This is a genomic window from Duganella sp. Root1480D1 (genome assembly GCF_001427305.1).
Lineage (GTDB): Bacteria > Pseudomonadota > Gammaproteobacteria > Burkholderiales > Burkholderiaceae_D > Rugamonas.
In genome coordinates this window covers 13,825-30,562 of sequence record NZ_LMFZ01000013.1, presented here as the reverse complement: position 1 = coordinate 30,562, position 16,738 = coordinate 13,825, and the positions used below count along the sequence as shown (strand labels likewise).

The following is a 16,738-nucleotide window of genomic DNA, read 5'->3' as shown; positions in this document are numbered from 1 at the left end:
CGGGTCCTTTTGGGTGCGGTGGCGACTGCTTATGCTTTGCGGCGGCGCACGGTGGCCAGTGCTGCCAGGCCCAGGCCGGTCAGCAGCAGGCTGGTTGGCACAGGAACCGGGCTGTCGGCCGGTTGTTCCGGCAGGTTGGCCAGCAAATCCAGGCGCAGGCTGTCGATGTTGAATTGACCGTGCATGCCCCAGATGGACAGGCTCAGGATGCCATCTTTCACGATGTCGCCCAGCGCTTTGCTGTCCAGGTTCAGGGTGACGCTCAGGTCGCCGCTGTAGGAACCGTAAAAGTCGTCGGCCGTGGTTTGGTAGGTTTTCCAGCCAAAGCGCGCGCTGCCGTCCTTTTTATCTTCAGTGGTCTTGTAGCCGGCCTGGCTCTGCTGCCACTCGGAAGTGTCGCTGCCGCTCGAGTCGCCGACCGATACCTTCATGGTGTCGGTGACGGTGTCGTAATGGTACGAGTGCCCGCTGCGCGTGTAAGTGTAGTCGGTAACGTTGCAATTGCCGTGGTTGCAGGCGCCCGCGTTGTAGTGGGTGCTGGTGCCGGTCTGCTTGTAATTGCCAAAGTCGCTGAGGTTGAAGTTGTACAAAGCATCCGAATGGCCAAACACAGTCAACTGGCCCAGCGAGATGGCATTGCTGTTCAGGCCGTTGTTTGCCAGCAGGTCGTTGACGTTGATGTCGAAAGTCTTGCTGGCACCGGAGACCAGTTGGTCGCCGGCGGCGACGGTCTTGGTCAGCGGCATTGGGAGGGCGTGAACATTAGCAGCGCAAACCAATGCAGCGATACCTGCCAGAAACTTTTTGCTTACCATTCTTATTCTCCTGTGTTGGAACCAATAATCAAGCAATTACCATGCCTGATCTGCAAGAGTTCCGCGCAGGTTCTTGATTTTTATAGGGTAAGTTTTATTGAGAAAGGGAAAGTCAAGTTATCAAAGACGTAATGGTGTAAAGTTTTCCGACACTCAACTCGCCTTTCTGCTGGTCAACCAGCCCTCCAGCATATAAATCGCCAGCGCGCTCCAGATGAACAGGAAGCCGGCCAGTTTGATCGAGGAAAACGCCTCGTGGAAAACCCAGACGCCCAGCAACATCTGCAGCGACGGCGACATGTATTGCAGCATGCCGAGTACCGACATCGGAATGCGGCGCGCGCCGGCGGCAAACAGCAGCAGCGGGATCGCGGTAGTCGGGCCAGCCGCCGCCAGCAGCCAGCGCGTGCTGTCCGACTCGGCATTCAGGAATACGCTCTGGCCGTGGTACACCAGCCAGCCGAGGTAAGCGACCGCCAGCGGGAACAGGATCAGGGTCTCGAAAGACAAGCCTTCCAGCGCCGCCAGCGCGGCAGTCTTGCGCAGCAAGCCATAAGCGCCGAAGCTCAGGGCCAGCACCAGTGCGATATACGGCACCTGGCCGGCTTGCCAGGTCAGCCAGGCCACGCCGGTGGCCGCGACGCCGATGGCAATCCATTGCCCGCGGCGCAGTTTTTCCTTCAGCACCACCATGCCCAGCAGCACGTTGACCAGCGGATTGATGAAATAGCCGAGGCTGGCGTCCACCACATGGCCGTTGTTGACCGCCCAGATATACACAAACCAGTTCGCACTCAACAAGAAAGCGCTGGCCAGGAAACTGCCCACCACTTTGGGTTGACGCAACACTTGCGGCAGCCATTTCCACTGGCGGCGTACTGCCAGCACCAGCATCAGGAATAGCAGCGACCACGCCATGCGATGCGCCAGGATTTCGGACGCCGGCACATTCTTAATTGCGTGAAAATACAGCGGGAACAGGCCCCAGGACAGGAAAGCGCCTGCGGCGTACAGCATGCCGGTATTCATGAGAGCGATGATTTTCTGTGCGTAAAGGTGGAAAATAGCATACTCGCCAAGTTTTCACCGGCGGCGTAAAAAACTTGCAAAAGGCTTATAACTGGCCTATTGTGCGATGCACCAAAACCAATTTTGGGTGAAATCTTGTCACAACATAAGAAAAGCAGCGTAGCTGCGCTGACGCTGGCCGCCATTGGCATCGTCTACGGCGATATCGGTACCAGCCCTCTCTATACCCTCAAAACCATTTTCGACCCCACCCACGGGCTTCCCCTGAACCAGGAGAATCTGCTCGGCATCGTCTCCCTGATCTTCTGGGGGCTGACGATGATTGTCTCCCTCAAATATGTCAGCCTGATGTTGCGTGCGGATAACCGCGGCGAGGGCGGCATCATGGCCTTGATGGCCCTGGCATTGAATTCGGTGCACAAGGCAGCGCCCAAATGGCACTTCCCTCTGCTGCTGATCGGTACCTTTGGCGCCACCATGTTCTATGGCGACAGCGTGATTACGCCTGCCATTTCGGTGCTGTCGGCCATCGAAGGCCTGGAAGTGGCGGCGCCCGGACTGGAAAAATTCGTGGTTCCGCTCACCATCGTCGTGCTGGTCAGCCTGTACGCGGTGCAGCGCCACGGCACGGCAGGCATCGGGCGCTTCTTCGGCCCGATCATGGCACTCTGGTTTGCTGCGCTGGCAGTGATGGGCGTCCTGAATATCATCAAGGCACCGGCCATTCTGTCAGCCCTGAACCCGGCGCATGCATTCACCTTCCTGTTCTCGCATGGAATGATTGCCTTCGTTGCTCTCGGCGCGGTCGTGCTGGCATTCACCGGCGCGGAAGCGCTGTATGCCGACATGGGCCACTTCGGCAAGAAACCGATCCGCCTGGCCTGGTTCCTGATCTGCTTCCCGGCCCTGGCGCTGAACTACCTCGGCCAGGGCGCTTTGCTGATCAACGATCCGTCTGCGATCTCCAATCCATTCTTCAACCAGCTCGGTAGCTGGAGCGTGATTCCGCTGGTGATCCTGTCGACGGCCGCCACCGTGATCGCGTCGCAAGCGACGATTTCCGGCACCTTCTCGATGACCAAGCAGGCCATCGCGCTGGGCATGCTGCCGCGCATGCGCATTCAGCACACTTCGGAAAGCGAGATGGGCCAGATTTACATCCCGGTGGTGAACTGGCTGCAACTGATCGTGGTGCTGATTGCCGTGATTGGCTTCCAGTCCTCGGATGCGCTGGCCGGTGCCTACGGTATCGCGGTGACCGCGACCATGCTGGCGACCACCATCCTGACTTTCTTCGTCACCCGCTACCGCTGGAACCTGCCGCTGCTGTTGTGCTTTGCCGCGACCGGCTTCTTCATCGTGATCGACATCACGCTGTTCTCGGCCACTTCGCTGAAGCTGTTCCACGGCGGCTGGTTCCCGCTGCTGCTCGGTACCGCGCTGTTCACCACCATGCTGACCTGGCGCACCGGCCGCGAGCTGGTGTTCAAGAACCTGGAAAAGCACGCGATCCCGCTGGAAGACTTCCTGAACTCCCTGTTCATGGCGCCGCCGACCCGCGTGCCGGGCACCGCGGTGTTCCTGCGCGGCGAGAGCGATGGCGTGCCGCACGCGCTGCTGCATAACCTGTCGCACAATAAGGTGCTGCACGAGCGCGTGGTGTTCTTCACCGTGCACATCGTTGAAGAGCCCTATGTGCCGCCTGCGGAGCAGGTGCGCGTGACCGCCTTGGGCCACGAGTGCTACCAGCTGAACATCAATTACGGCTTCAAGGACGAGCCGGACGTGCCGGCCGTCATGGCCCTGTGCGAAGAGAAAGGCCTGAAGTTCGAGATGATGGAAACCTCCTTCTTCATCGCGCGCCAGACCGTGATCTCCTCGCCGGGCGATGGCATGGCGCCCTGGCGCGAGCATCTGTTCGTGGCGATGTCGCGCAACGCGCGCGCCGCGGCGGACTACTATCAGATCCCGCCAAACCGCGTCATCGAGCTCGGCACACAAGTGGAAATTTAATTTGTAACGGATCTTGCCTCTTGTGGAGGGGGCATTAACGGTCTGCTAAACTGCTGCTCCGTTACCCCTCATTTGACGAATAGGCAAGATTGAAATGAAGAACTCGATGTTCAAGGCAATCGCCACCCTGGCATGTGCCGTGGCCCTGACGGCCTGCGGTGGCGGTTCCAACAAAAACGACACCACCCCGCTGCCTCCGCAGCCTGCGTTTGCCATTACCGAGGTCGTGGTGCCGGACAATACAGCCCCGAAAGTGGCGGCCGGCGACCTGGTCACCTTCAGCTATACCGGCTGGCTGTATGACGAAACCAAGGCCGACAAAAAGGGCGACCTGTTCGAATCTTCCACCGTCAATTCGGTCGACAAGCTGTATGTGATGACAGTCGGAGTCGGTGCCCGCATTGCCGGCTGGGACCAGGGCCTGACCGGCATGAAAGCCGGCGGCACGCGCCGGATCATCGTTCCGTCCAATATGGCCTTTGGCCCGACGGACTACAAGGATTTGAGCGGCAAGGTGCTGGTTCCAGCCAATACCTCCGTCGTGTATGAACTGAAGGTAGTCAGCTTCACCACGCTGCCGTCGCCGATCCCGCCGCAGCCGATCTTCACCAAGACCGACACCGTGACCGGCACCGGCACGGCTGCCGCTGCCAAGAACCTGGTGACCATCCACTACACCGGCTACCTGTACGACGACACCAAGGCCGACAAGAAGGGCGTGCAGTTCGAGACGTCGCGCACCGGTTCGCCGTTCTCCTTCCTGCTTGGTGTCGACAGCCGCATTCCTGGCTGGGACCTGGGCATTGTCGGCATGCAAGTGGGCGGCAAGCGCACCTTGCTGATCCCGACCGGCGGGGCGTGGGCCCAGTATGGCCGCAAGGACAGCAACGGCAACGTGCTGGTGCCGGCCAATACCGCCGTGGTGTACGACATCGAACTGACCGCTCTGAATACTTCGCCACCGGCCCAGACCGCACAGCCTGAATTCAAGATCACCAACGAAGTTGTCGGGACTGGCACCCTGGTGTCGGCCAATGGTTACACCCTGACCGTGGAATACTCCGGCTACCTGTACGACGACAGCGTGACCGACAAGCGCGGCCTGCGCTTCGACACCTCGCGCACTACCGGCACCCCGTTGTCCGTCAAGCTGGGCGCCAACGCGGTGATCCAGGGTTGGGAGCAGGGCCTGCAGGGCATGAAGGCGGGCGGCAAACGCACCCTGATCATCCCTGCCAACCTGGCCTACGGTTCCACCGCCAAGACCAATATTCCGGCCAACTCGCCGTTGATTTTTGATGTTGAAGTGACCTCCGTAACCGCTCCTTGAGCGGGCGGAAGCCCAAATAAGAAACGGCCTTCGGGCCGTTTTTTTTTGCTTAGCGCAGCATCTCCAGGTGCGGGATGCCGTCCTCGTCATACGGTTCGCCCACGGCCTTGAAGCCGAAGCTGCCGTAGAACTTTTCCAGATGGGCCTGGGCGCCGATCCGGATGCGGTGGCCGGGATGCAGCGCTTCCGCATGGCGGATGCCTTCCGCAATCAGTTGGCGCCCCGCGCCGCTGCCGCGTGCAGCCTGCGTGGTCAGCACGCGCCCCAGCGACATTTCAGGATATTTGATGCCCGGCGCAATACAGCGCAGGTAGGCAGCCAGCGTGCGCTTGCCGCCCTCCGTTTGCCAGCCGAGCAGGTGGTGGGCGGCTTGATCGCAGCCGTCCATATCGGAGTAAAAACACTGCTGTTCGATCACGAACACTTCTTGCCGCTGCCGCAGCATTTCGTACAGGTCCGTGTTGGGAATGCTGTTGAAGTCCAGCCACTGCCATTCAATCATTAGTCGCCTCGCTTGGTGGGAGGCGACCATTTTATGCCAGCTTATTGTTCCTGGCGGATCTCGCCATTACGGATGGCGGCGGCCAGTTCGGCCTTCACTTGGGCGCGGGTCTTGCCGCGGATGGGGGAGGCAAAATCCAGTGGATACAGTTCGCCGTTCAGGATTTCACCACGCTGCAGGGCGGCGATGGTCTCTGCCTTGACTTGCGCGCGGGTTTTGGTCGACACGAAATGCGTGTCGGACTGGTAGCCTTCGCCGCTGTTGGTGTCAGGTGGCGCTGCCTGGGCGGCAGTGGAGAGGGCCAGGGCGGCGGAAGCGATGATGGTTGCAAGTGCTTTCATGATATTTCTCCTCTTGGGTGGACCCGGCCGCCTGTGCCGCCGGGCCCTTGGTTGCTTATACGATGGTCAGGGTGACGTCGATGTTGCCGCGTGTCGCGTTCGAGTACGGGCAGACGATGTGGGCGGCGTTCACCAGTTTTTCCGCGGTGGCGCGATCCACGCCAGGCAAGGAGATCTTCAGTTCCACTTCGATGCCGAAGCCGGTCTCGATCGGGCCGATGCCGACGGTGGCGTTGATCGAAGCGTCAGCCGGTACGGCGATCTTGTCGCGGCCGCCAACGAACTTCAGGGCACCGATGAAGCAGGCCGAGTAGCCGGCTGCGAACAGTTGCTCCGGGTTGGTGCCGAACGCGCCATTGCCGCCCAGTTCTTTTGGAGTGGTCAGCTTGACGTCCAGGGCGCCGTCGCTGGAGGCGGATTTGCCTTCGCGGCCGCCGGTGGAAGTTGCGTTTGCGCGGTACAGGATGTTGGAGATCTTTGCCATGATGATTTTCCTTTTCGTGAGTAGTGAGCGATTAACTAGCGTGCTATTTGTTTCCGGTTTCCGGGGCCTTGTTTGCTGCCCATGTCGACACTATAGATAGCGTGCGATTTAATTGCAAGCTATTTTTGAAGAATTTTTCGCTCATCTTGAACTCACTCGGTTTGCGCCAGCAGTTGCTGGATCCGCGCTTCGGTTTGCTCGTACTGGCCTTCACCGAAGTGGGTGTACACCACCTGGCCCTTCTTGTTGACAAGATAGAAAGCCGGCCAATAGCGGTTGTTGTACGCGTTCCAGGTTGCGTAGCGGTTATCCTGGGCCACTGGATAGCGTATGTCGAATCGCTTCAAGGCGGTGCGCACGTTCTCGGTCTTGCGCTCGAAAGCGTACTCCGGCGTGTGGACGCCGATCACGACCAAGCCCTTGTCTTTGTACTTGTCGTGCCACTGCACGACATGGGACAGGGTGTTGATACAGTTTATGCAGTCATAGGTCCAGAAATCAACCAGTATCACCTTGCCACGCAGTTGCTTCATCGTCAGCGGCGCGCTGTTCAGCCATTCGGTGATGCTGCTGAATTCGGGGGCTTCGAAGGGGGCCGTTGCTGCATTGGCGCCGGTGCTGGCGCCCACCAGGGTTGCCGCGGCAGCCAGGAATTTCAGGGTGTTCTTCATGTTCACAGTCCTTTCAGGGTTGGGAGGTGTTGAGCGGCCCAGGAATAGGCCAGGGTGTCGTATTGCAGGTAAATCGCAATGGCGGTGGCCACCACCAGCACGCCGAACACTTGCTGCAGGCGCTGAGCGTGGCGGGCCACGGAACGCACGCGCTGGGTGGCATACTGGCCGCCGTAAATAATTCCGAGCATGGGCACGGCAGCGCCGATGGCGTACAGGGTCAGCAGCAGGGCCGACCAGGCCGGGTCCTGTGCCTTCACCACCAGTACCAGGATGGATGCCAGCACCGGCCCGGCGCAGGGCGTCCAGACCGCACCCAGCGATACACCAAGCAGGAAGGCGCCGCCGTTGCTGCCGTCGTCCTGGCGCGGTGCGGCGCTGGCGTCGCGGCCCGGCAAGCGCGCGATCAGCCATTCGTAAGGCGCCGGCCACAGGCGGAACAGACCGGACAGGGCCAGCAGGGCGATGGCAGTATTGCGCAGCACTTCCTGCGCCACGTCGATGGTGGCCGACACCACGCCCAGCAGCATGGCGAAGCTGGCAAAGCTCAGGATGAAGCCTGCCACGATGAACAGCGGGCGGCGGCGGTTGCGCTGGTTGACGCCGGAGCCCAGCAGGATGGGCAGCATCGGCAGCACGCAAGGCGACGCGATGGTCAGCAGGCCGGCCAGAAAGGCCAGCGGAGTGTCGAGCGGGTTGGTCATGGTCAGCTCCGTGTTTTGGAATGACTCCATTGGACCGTCCGCAGGTATCCGGCATATTTCGCCGTACCCCCGCCCGTGCAATGTTTTGTGTACCTGGTCCGGCTGTACACACTGGGATACAAATCTCTGCCGGGCATTGGGTATCATGGCTTCATGGAAAACCAAGACCACATCCTGATCGTTGACGATGACCGCGATATCCGCGAATTGATCGGCGCCTATTTACAGAAAAATGGCTTGCGCACCTCGCTGGCTGCCAATGGCCGCCAGATGCGCGCCGTGATCGAGGAAGACACGCCCGACCTGGTCGTGCTGGACTTGATGCTGCCCGGCGAAGACGGCCTGGCGCTGTGCCGCGACCTGCGCGCCGGCAAGCACAAGACCATTCCGGTGCTGATGCTGACCGCGCGCAATGATGAAACCGACCGCATCATCGGCCTCGAAATGGGTGCCGACGACTACCTGCCCAAGCCGTTTGCCGTGCGCGAACTGCTGGCGCGCATCAACGCCGTGCTGCGCCGCACGCGCATGCTGCCGCCGAATATGCAGGTCAATGAATCGGTGCCGATGCTGGCCTTTGGCGACTGGCGCCTCGACACCGTGGCGCGCCACCTGCTCGATGCCGACGGTACGCAAGTCGCGCTGAGCGGCGCCGAATACCGCCTGCTGCGCGTCTTCCTCGACCATCCGCAGCGCGTGCTGACGCGCGACCAGCTCCTGAACCTGACACAGGGCCGCAATGCCGACCAGTTCGACCGCTCGATCGACCTGCTGGTAAGCCGCGTGCGGCAACGCCTGCGCGATACGGCGCGCGAACCGCGCTATATCAAGACCTTGCGCAGCGAAGGCTATGTGTTCTCGGCTGCGGTAACGCTGGCGGCAGGCGAGCCATGATGCGCCTGCACTGGCCGCGCACGCTGTTTGCGCGTCTCGCCTTGCTGCTGTGCCTTGGCGTGGCGGTGGCGCAGGGCTTGTCGTTCTGGCTCACGGTGCGTGAGCGGAACGAGGCGACCACCAATATGATGATGGGCTATATCGAACGCGAGGTTACCACCTCGGTAGCCCTGCTCGATGCGCTGCCGGCCGCGCAGCGCGCGGATTGGCTGCCCCGCCTGGCGCGCCGCAGTTACGAATTCAGGCTGGAAGAATGCGACGAGTCGTTGCCGCACCTCGAAGTGCTGGAAGCGAATGCCGTGCGTTCGTTCGAGGAAGGCGTCGGCAAGCAATACAAGCTGACCGTGCACCAGATCATCGGCGAACATGAACGCTACCAGGTGCACCTGCGATTGAGCGACGGCATGCCGCTGACGATCGACTTCCGCCCGATGCGCAGCGTGCCAATGTCGCCCTGGTTTGGCGCCTTGATGGCGGCGCAGCTTGCGGTGTTTGCGCTGTGCTGCTGGCTGGCGGTGCGGCTGGCCACGCGGCCGCTGGAACAGCTTGCGCTGGCTGCCGATGCGCTTGGCCCCGACATGCAGGGTGCCCACCTGCCGGAAAGCGGTCCTTCGGAGGTAGCGCGTGCCGCGCGCGCCTTCAACGCCATGCAGGAGCGCATTGCCGGCTATATGGCGGAGCGCATCCAGATCCTGGCCTCGATCTCGCACGATTTGCAGACGCCGATTACCCGCATGCGCTTGCGGGTCGACATGATGGACGACGAGGCGCAGCAGGCGAAATTGCGGCAGGACTTGCAGTCGATGGAGCAGTTGGTCAAGGAGGGCGTGGCGTATGCGCGCACGCTGCACGGCACTTCCGAAGCGCCGACGCGCATTGACCCGGACGCGCTGCTCGACAGCATGGTGCACGACTATACCGACGCCGGCCAGGACGTCACGTTGCACGGCACGGTTGGCCACGCGATGGAACTGCGGCCGCAAGCGCTGCGGCGTGTGCTGGGCAACCTGGTCGACAATGCGCTGAAATTCGGCGGTAGCGCGGAAGTGCATGTGGCGCCGGACGAGCCCCATGGTGGCGGCATCGTGATCCAGGTGCTCGATCGCGGTCCGGGCATTCCGGAAGAATCGTTGCAAGCGGTCTTTGAGCCGTTCGTGCGATTGGAGTCTTCACGCAGCCGCGAGACCGGCGGTACCGGCCTGGGCCTGGCGATTGCCCGCCAGCTCGCAATAGCGATGGGCGGAAGCCTGACGCTGCACCAGCGCGAAGGCGGCGGCCTGGAAGCGCGGCTGGCGCTGCCCGGCTAAGCCTAGACCATCGCGCAGTCGAAGCCTTCCAGCACGTTGACGATATTGGTGCCCAGCTCGCGCAACGGGGTGCCGCCTTCGAGCTGGAACGTGGTCGGGATGCCGAGCCAGGCCAGGCGCTCGCCCAGGCGCAGGAAGTCGGCGGGCGCCAGGCCAAAGCCGCCATGCTGCTCGCCATGGAAGATATTGCCGCCCAAGGCCACAATCAGCGCCTCCGGCCGGTACATCGACAAGCGCACGCACGCCGTCTCCAGCGCAGCAAACCAGGCCTGCGCATTGGCACCCTTTGCCAGTGGCAGGTTGACGTTGTAGCCCTGTCCCGCACCGGCGCCGGTTTCGTCGGCATGGCCGCAGTAGAACGGGAATGTTTGACGCGGATCGGCATGGATCGACAGGCAAAGCACGTCGGCCCGTTCGTAGAAAATGCCCTGCGCCCCGTTGCCGTGCTGGTAGTCGAGGTCGAGGATCGCCACCTTGGCCATTCCGTCATCGCGCAGGTGCTGGGCAGCCAGCGCCGCATTATTCAGGTAGCAGTAGCCGCCGCAAAAATCCGCACCCGCATGGTGGCCTTGCGGCTGCGACAGCACAAAGCTGCCGCGCTCGCCTACCCGCAAGGCATGCGCCGCATTCACCGCGCAATCGGCACCGCCTTTTGCTGCGCTCCAGGTGCCGGCGCCAATGCCGGTGACGGTATCCATCGAATACAGGCCCAGGCGGGCCAGGAAATCCTCCGGTTCGATGTCGGTGCGCATGGTGCGTATCGCAAGCTGCCTGGGGCTGACCACCGGCCAGCCGGCAAATTCCTTCTGCGCCTGCGCTTCGCTCCACGCGTTGCGCAGGAAGGCCAGGTAGCGCGGGCTGTGGGTGCGTTCCAGCGCAGTCAATGGCACGCTTTGCGGGGTAACGATTTCGCCCAGCCCGCGGCGGCCCAATTCGGCTTGCACGGCCTTGACCCGATGGTCCGTGCCGCCGAACTGCTGCGCGTGCTGTTCGTTAAAGAAGGTGAGCAAGGGTCAGGTGCAATGGTTCGGGCACAGGTTGCTGGCGCGGTAGGCTTTGACGTAATCGTCGAAGCTGCCGGTCTGGGTGCGCTCCAGTTCTTCCTGCTCGGCGATGGAGACGCGTGCCATTTCCGTGAAGCGTGCCACGTCTTCCGCGCTGGGCGGATGGCTGCGGAAGTAAGCCGCATGCTTCTCGCTCTGGTGCAGGCCGAACGCGGTGAACGATTTGCCATTCTCGCGCAGCGCCTGCAGCACGCGCGCCGAAGGCGTGAGCTCGGGATCGTGCAGCTTGGCAGCCTGCGCTTCCAGCGCGGCCATGTGTTCGCGGCCGCCATGCTCGCGGTCCAGCAGTTCCGCCACTGGCTTGAAGCGCTCCAGCAAGTCCAGGCCCCACTGCTTGAGCGTGACTTCCTCGCCGGCGCGGGTCAGGGTCAGGCCAGGACGGCGGCCTTCCTTCACCGTGCGCGCGAAATTGCGTGCCAGCAGTTCGCCGTGCTCCGGGGTGATCAGCGGGCTTTCTTCCAGCGCCGTGAACAGCAGGAACACGTCGAGGAAGCGTCCGGTCTGCACGTTGATGCCGACCGGTTCGAACGGATCCACGTCCATGCAGCGAACTTCGATGTATTGCACGCCGCGGTTGCACAGCGCCTGGATCGGGCGTTCGCCGGTATTGATCACGCGTTTCGGGCGGATCGTCGAGTAGTACTCGTTCTCGATCTGGATCACGTTGGTCGATAGCTGGACCCACTCGCCATTGACCTTGGTGCCGATCTTCGCATACGGTTCGTAAGGCTGGTTGACCGCCTTGGTCAGCGTGGCCACATAGGAATCCAGGCTGTTTTCATGCGGATGAAGGCCGGATTGCGCCTCATTCTGGTAACCCAGGTCGCTCATACGCAGGCTGGTTGCATACGGCAGGTACAGCGTATCGCCGGACAGCTTTTCCAGCTTGTGCGGCCGGCCGCGCAGGAAGCCCTCGGCCAGGGCCGGCGAAGCGCCGAACAGGTACATCAGCAGCCAGCTATAGCGGCGGAAATTGCGGATGGTCGCCAGGTAGGCTTCCGACTGGTAGGCCTTTGGCGTGACATTGGTCGCGCCTTCGTTTTCGGCCAGGATGCGCCACATGCGCTCGTCCAGCGAATAGTTGTAGTGGATGCCCGCGATGCACTGCATGGCTTTGCCGTAGCGCAGGGCCAGGCCGCGCCGGTACACGTGCTTCAGCATGCCCAGGTTGGACTTGCCATACCACGCGATCTCGATGTCCTCTTCGGCCGGCAGTTCGCACGGCATGGACTGGCTCCAGATCAGCTCATTGCCCAATTTGGTGTAGCTGAAGCGATGGATCGCATCCAGCTTTTCCAGCGTGGTCTTGATGTCATGTTCCGCCGGCGTGATGAACTCCAGCAGGGTCTCGGCGTAATCGGTGGTGATGTGCGGGTGCGTCAGGGCTGAGCCCAGGGGCAGGGGATGGGGCGTCTGCGCCAGGTGGCCATCCGCTTGAACACGCAAGGTTTCTCGCTCAATGCCGCGCAGGCCGCCGCCCAGCACCGCACGGTGCTGATCATTGGCCAACAAAGCCAGGCGGCGAGTCAATAGATTGGACAATTTGCTTCCTTTCCGATGCAGCAAATCAAATTGGTGCGAGATTAACCGAAAACCGAAAAGCGCGTGCGATGGCCCCCAAAAACGGCCCGGAAGCCGCATGTTGCCGTATTTTACCCGGGGCGACGGCCGCCGCTGACCCGTTCGATGCCAGCCAAATCTTGCCAGCTTTGCACATCAGTGTAACCGGACGATAACAAAAGCTCGCGAACGGCGGCTGACTGGTCATACCCATGTTCCATCAGCAGCCAGCTGCCCGGCGCCAGTTTGGCCGGTGCCCCGGAAATGATGGTACGCAGGGCGCTCAGGCCATCCGCAAAATCGGTCAGCGCGCCGCTTGGCTCGAAGCGCAAGTCGCCTTCCGACAGGTGGCGGTCGCCATCGGCGATGTAGGGAGGGTTGGAGACGATCAGGTCGAACTGTTCGCTTTCCACCGCGCCGTACCAGTCGCTATGCAGGAAGCGCACTGCGGCCTTATTGCGCTGCGCGTTGCGGCTGGCCACGGCCAGTGCTTCCTGGCTCACATCCAGCGCCGTGACGCTGGCATCCGGACGGCTGTGGGCGACGGCGACGGCAATGGCGCCGCTGCCGGTACCCATGTCGAGCATCCTGCCGCGCGGCGGCAGGCGCACCAGTGCCAATTCCACCAGCAGTTCCGTATCGGGACGCGGGATCAACACTGCCGGCGTGGTTTCAAAGTCGAGGCCGAAGAATTCGCGCTGGCCGACGATATAGGCCACAGGCTCGCCATCATGGCGGCGCTGCAGCAGGGCCGCCACGCGCGCCGCTTCCTGCGCGCTCAGCACGCGGTCGGACTGGGTAATCAAGGCCGTGCGGCTGATGCCCAGCGCGTGGCAAATCAGGATGCGCTGGTCGACCGGATCGAGCAGAGGCTTGCGCTGCAAGGCGCCAAGCGTGATCCCGGCCGAGACCTGGTCTTTCATGCGCGCTTGCGCAGCACCAGCCACGCAGAGACGATGGCCAGGGCGCCAAACCAGATGCACGACCACATTGGGATTACCAGGCCAAGGAATTTCTCATTCGCGTCCTGGCACAGGCCTTCTGCGTAGAACAGCCATGGCAGGTATTCGGAGGTCGGGATCTTGTTCAGCATCGTTTCCATTGGATCGATGCCGCAGGACAGGCCAGGGTGCGCCAGGATCCACAGCTGCTTGATCGCCACGCCCATGCCGCCCAGTGCGGCCAGCAGGCCCACACCGGCCGCAATTTTCGGCTTGGAGGTAAAGGCGCCGATCAAGGCCGCCAAACCGATCGCGATGAACAGGTAGCGCTGGATCACGCACAGCGGGCAAGGCATCAGGAACAGGACGTGCTGCAGATACATTGCCGCGCCGATCATGCCAAAACTCACAAAGGCGATCGCCAGCAGTACGTTACGGTTGCTCATCGTCATCAAGTTATCAGGGTTGAAAATCCGCCCAATTCTCGCACAAAGCGCTGAAGGCTACCTTAAACTAAGTCGGGGTCAGCTCCGGCAATCGGACATTTTGCGCTGCGCGAAGCGCAAAGCTTCTCGAGAAGCCGGAGCTGACCCCGACTTCCATCTTAGTCGCCGAGGGCGGCCAGTTGCTCGGCCTGGTGTTCGGTGGTCAGGGCGGTGGTCAGTTCGCTCAGGTCGCCATCCATGATCATGTCCAGCTTGTACAGCGTGAGGTTGATGCGGTGGTCGGTCATGCGGCCTTGCGGGAAGTTGTAGGTGCGGATGCGCTCGCTGCGGTCGCCGGAGCCGATCAGGCTCTTGCGGGTCGCCGCTTCCTTCGATTGCTGCTCGCGCAGTTGCACGTCCTTGATGCGCGCCGCCAGCACCTTCATCGCGGAGGCCTTGTTCTTGTGCTGTGAGCGGTCGTCCTGGCATTCCACCACGATGCCCGAGGGGAGGTGGGTGATACGCACCGCCGAATCGGTCTTGTTGATGTGCTGCCCGCCGGCGCCGGAGGCGCGGTAGGTGTCGATGCGCAGGTCGGCCGGGTTGATATGCACGTCTTCCACTTCATCCGCCTCCGGCATGACCGCTACGGTGCAGGCCGAGGTGTGGATGCGGCCCTGCGTTTCGGTGGCAGGCACGCGCTGCACGCGGTGGCCGCCCGATTCGAACTTCAGCTTGGAGTAGGCGCCGTTGCCGATGATGCGCGCGATCACCTCGCGGTAGCCGCCAAGATCGCTCTCGGAGGCCGACACGATCTCCACCTGCCAGCGCGAACGTTCGGCAAAGCGCGTGTACATGCGCAGCAGGTCGCCCGCAAACAGCGCGGATTCATCGCCGCCGGTACCGGCGCGGATTTCGAGGAAGATGTTGCGCTCGTCGTTTTCATCCTTCGGCAGCAGCATTTTCTGCAAGTCGAGCTCCAGCCCGCCCAGGCGCGCCTTGCCGGCTTCGATTTCTTCTTGCGCGAATTCCTTCATGTCCGGATCGGACAGCATCGCCTGCGCATCGTCGATATCGCCCAGCACTTGCAGGTAATCCTTGTACAGCGCCACCAGCGGCTGCAGCTCGCTGTGCTCGCGCGTCATCTTGCGGTAGCTGTCCATATTCGACGTGGCGCCTTCGGACATCAGCAGTTCGTCCAGTTCGACCAGGCGGTTCGCCAGTTGGTCCAGCTTGGCCAGCATTGATGGTTTCATTCGGGTCCTATGCGGAAGGAGGCGCCAGGCGGCGCGGAAAAAACGGGGGAGGGGCCGCGCATGCGGCAGGCAGCGGGAGGCGCCGCTAACGGCGGCCGCGGAACAATTGTGGCAGCAGCTCGGCCAGTTGGGCGCGCTCGTCGCCCTGGGCGCGGTGCAGCGCCTGCTGCGGACCGTGCATGAACTTTGCGGTCAGGCCTTTGGACAGCGCCTCCAGCACCGCGTCGACCGACTCGCCCTTGGCCAGCAGCTTGCGTGCGCGCTCCAGTTCCAGCAGGCGAATCACTTCGCTGTTTTCCTGCAGACCCTGGATCACGGGCACTACGGCGCGGTCGTCGATCCAGTGCATGAAGGACTGCACACGGGTTTCGATAATCGCTTCGGCCTGCGCCACGGCAGCCTGGCGGTTCTCCATGCCGGTCTGCACCACCTTGCCCAGGTCGTCAACGGTGTACAGGAAGACGTCGTTCAGGCGGCCCACTTCGGGCTCGATATCGCGCGGCACGGCCAGGTCGACCATGAACATCGGCTTGTGGCGGCGCGCCTTGATGGCGCGTTCCACCATGCCCAGCCCGATCAGCGGCAGCGAAGAAGCGGTGCAGGAAATGACGATATCGTATTGCTGCAGCTGGTTGCCCAGTTCGGCCAGGCGCATGGCCTTGCCGTTGAAACGATGCGCCAGTGCTTCGCCGCGCTCCATGGTGCGGTTGGCTACCGTGATCGATTTCGGGTTCTGCGCCGCGAAGTGGGTGGCGCACAATTCGATCATTTCACCGGCGCCGATGAACAGCACATTCTGTTCGGAGATCTTGTCGAAAATGCGCTGCGACAGGCGCACGGCGGCCGCCGCCATCGACACGCTGTGCGCGCCGATCTCGGTGGTGCTGCGCACTTCCTTGGCAACCGAGAAGCTGCGCTGGAAAAGCTGGTGCAGGTAGGTGCCCAGGCCGCCGGCTTCATCGGCGGTGCGGATGGCGTCCTTGATCTGGCCCAGGATCTGGGTTTCGCCCAGCACCATCGAATCCAGGCCGGAGGCGACGCGGAAGGTATGGCGCACCGCATCGTGCTGCGGCAGCATGTACAGGTGCGGGCGCAGCTCGGAGTAGTTCAGTTTGTGGAAATCGGCCAGGAACTGGGCGCCGGCGTCGAGCGGGTTGGCGGCATTGCTGGCCGCGTACAGCTCGGTGCGATTGCAGGTGGACAGGATCGCTGCCTCGTCGCCGCCTTTCGAATCCGCGCAGGCAAACCAGTTGCGCGCGGCAGCCACCGCCGTACCAAGCTGCTCAGGCGCGAACGCCAGCCGTTCGCGCAGCGCGACGGGTGCAGTGGTGTGGTTGAGGCCAACGGCGAGAAGTTGCATCTTGGTCCAGACGGAAGATTCCAGACGCCATTATACCTTGAG

At 62.2% G+C, this 16,738-nt stretch carries 17 protein-coding genes; 4 read left to right on the top strand and 13 right to left on the bottom strand.

All coding sequences use genetic code 11. The features are described 5' to 3' along the window. Positions 1-29 precede the first annotated feature (29 nt). Together ASD58_RS15895 and rarD are read right to left on the bottom strand one after the other, a co-directional pair. Positions 30-815 (bottom strand): PEP-CTERM sorting domain-containing protein, encoded by a 786-nt coding sequence (locus tag ASD58_RS15895; protein ID WP_082565443.1) that lies wholly within the window; start codon positions 813-815, stop codon positions 30-32. Positions 816-968: 153 nt separating this feature from the next. Further along, positions 969-1,844, bottom strand: a complete 876-nt coding sequence (gene rarD / locus ASD58_RS15890; protein ID WP_057262151.1) for an EamA family transporter RarD — start codon at positions 1,842-1,844, stop codon at positions 969-971. Positions 1,845-1,976: 132 nt separating this feature from the next. On the opposite strand from rarD, the gene ASD58_RS15885 reads away from it, so the two are divergent. Both ASD58_RS15885 and ASD58_RS15880 read left to right on the top strand, forming a co-directional pair. Beyond that, complete coding sequence (locus ASD58_RS15885) at positions 1,977-3,857, top strand: potassium transporter Kup (RefSeq protein WP_057262207.1); 1,881 nt, start codon at positions 1,977-1,979, stop codon at positions 3,855-3,857. 94 nt (positions 3,858-3,951) lie between these two features. After that, the gene (locus tag ASD58_RS15880; protein WP_057262150.1) at positions 3,952-5,187 is read left to right on the top strand and encodes an FKBP-type peptidyl-prolyl cis-trans isomerase; all 1,236 of its coding nucleotides are present in this window, start codon (positions 3,952-3,954) and stop codon (positions 5,185-5,187) included. 49 nt (positions 5,188-5,236) lie between these two features. Here ASD58_RS15880 and ASD58_RS15875 read toward each other — a convergent pair whose 3' ends face one another. The 5 genes from ASD58_RS15875 to ASD58_RS15855 form a co-directional block, all read right to left on the bottom strand. Next, a complete protein-coding gene (locus tag ASD58_RS15875; protein ID WP_057262149.1) occupies positions 5,237-5,689 on the bottom strand; it encodes a GNAT family N-acetyltransferase in 453 nt (150 codons plus the stop codon). Positions 5,690-5,730: 41 nt separating this feature from the next. Then, the gene (locus ASD58_RS15870) at positions 5,731-6,030 is read right to left on the bottom strand and encodes a DUF4148 domain-containing protein (protein WP_057262148.1); all 300 of its coding nucleotides are present in this window, start codon (positions 6,028-6,030) and stop codon (positions 5,731-5,733) included. Positions 6,031-6,085: 55 nt separating this feature from the next. Next, positions 6,086-6,514, bottom strand: coding sequence for an organic hydroperoxide resistance protein (locus tag ASD58_RS15865; protein ID WP_057262147.1), 429 nt, complete (start codon positions 6,512-6,514; stop codon positions 6,086-6,088). 152 nt (positions 6,515-6,666) lie between these two features. Beyond that, the gene (locus tag ASD58_RS15860; protein ID WP_057262146.1) at positions 6,667-7,185 is read right to left on the bottom strand and encodes a thioredoxin family protein; all 519 of its coding nucleotides are present in this window, start codon (positions 7,183-7,185) and stop codon (positions 6,667-6,669) included. Positions 7,186-7,187: 2 nt separating this feature from the next. Next, complete coding sequence (locus ASD58_RS15855; RefSeq protein WP_057262206.1) at positions 7,188-7,889, bottom strand: cytochrome c biogenesis CcdA family protein; 702 nt, start codon at positions 7,887-7,889, stop codon at positions 7,188-7,190. A gap of 153 nt (positions 7,890-8,042) precedes the next feature. On the opposite strand from ASD58_RS15855, the gene ASD58_RS15850 reads away from it, so the two are divergent. Beyond that, positions 8,043-8,783: a response regulator gene (locus ASD58_RS15850; protein WP_057262145.1), complete on the top strand. Its 741-nt coding sequence runs from the start codon at positions 8,043-8,045 to the stop codon at positions 8,781-8,783. Further along, complete coding sequence (locus ASD58_RS15845; protein ID WP_057262144.1) at positions 8,780-10,090, top strand: ATP-binding protein; 1,311 nt, start codon at positions 8,780-8,782, stop codon at positions 10,088-10,090. Before ASD58_RS15850 ends, ASD58_RS15845 begins: the two co-directional genes overlap by 4 nt. Before the next feature lie 2 nt (positions 10,091-10,092). Here ASD58_RS15845 and ASD58_RS15840 read toward each other — a convergent pair whose 3' ends face one another. The 6 genes from ASD58_RS15840 to hemA all read right to left on the bottom strand — a co-directional run bounded on the left by ASD58_RS15840 (position 10,093) and on the right by hemA (position 16,696). Further along, positions 10,093-11,100 (bottom strand): histone deacetylase family protein, encoded by a 1,008-nt coding sequence (locus ASD58_RS15840; RefSeq protein ID WP_057262143.1) that lies wholly within the window; start codon positions 11,098-11,100, stop codon positions 10,093-10,095. 3 nt (positions 11,101-11,103) lie between these two features. Continuing rightward, positions 11,104-12,696, bottom strand: coding sequence for a glutamate--cysteine ligase (gene gshA / locus ASD58_RS15835; protein ID WP_057262142.1), 1,593 nt, complete (start codon positions 12,694-12,696; stop codon positions 11,104-11,106). Between the two features lie 110 nt (positions 12,697-12,806). Then, positions 12,807-13,637 (bottom strand): peptide chain release factor N(5)-glutamine methyltransferase, encoded by an 831-nt coding sequence (gene prmC / locus ASD58_RS15830; protein WP_057262141.1) that lies wholly within the window; start codon positions 13,635-13,637, stop codon positions 12,807-12,809. After that, on the bottom strand, positions 13,634-14,107 hold the full coding sequence (locus ASD58_RS15825) for a disulfide bond formation protein B (RefSeq protein WP_082565442.1): 474 nt from the start codon (positions 14,105-14,107) through the stop codon (positions 13,634-13,636). The genes prmC and ASD58_RS15825 overlap by 4 nt, the downstream gene beginning before the upstream one ends. A gap of 152 nt (positions 14,108-14,259) precedes the next feature. After that, the gene (gene prfA, locus ASD58_RS15820; protein ID WP_057262140.1) at positions 14,260-15,336 is read right to left on the bottom strand and encodes a peptide chain release factor 1; all 1,077 of its coding nucleotides are present in this window, start codon (positions 15,334-15,336) and stop codon (positions 14,260-14,262) included. Between the two features lie 85 nt (positions 15,337-15,421). Beyond that, positions 15,422-16,696, bottom strand: a complete 1,275-nt coding sequence (hemA, locus tag ASD58_RS15815; protein WP_057262139.1) for a glutamyl-tRNA reductase — start codon at positions 16,694-16,696, stop codon at positions 15,422-15,424. Positions 16,697-16,738: the final 42 nt, after the last annotated feature.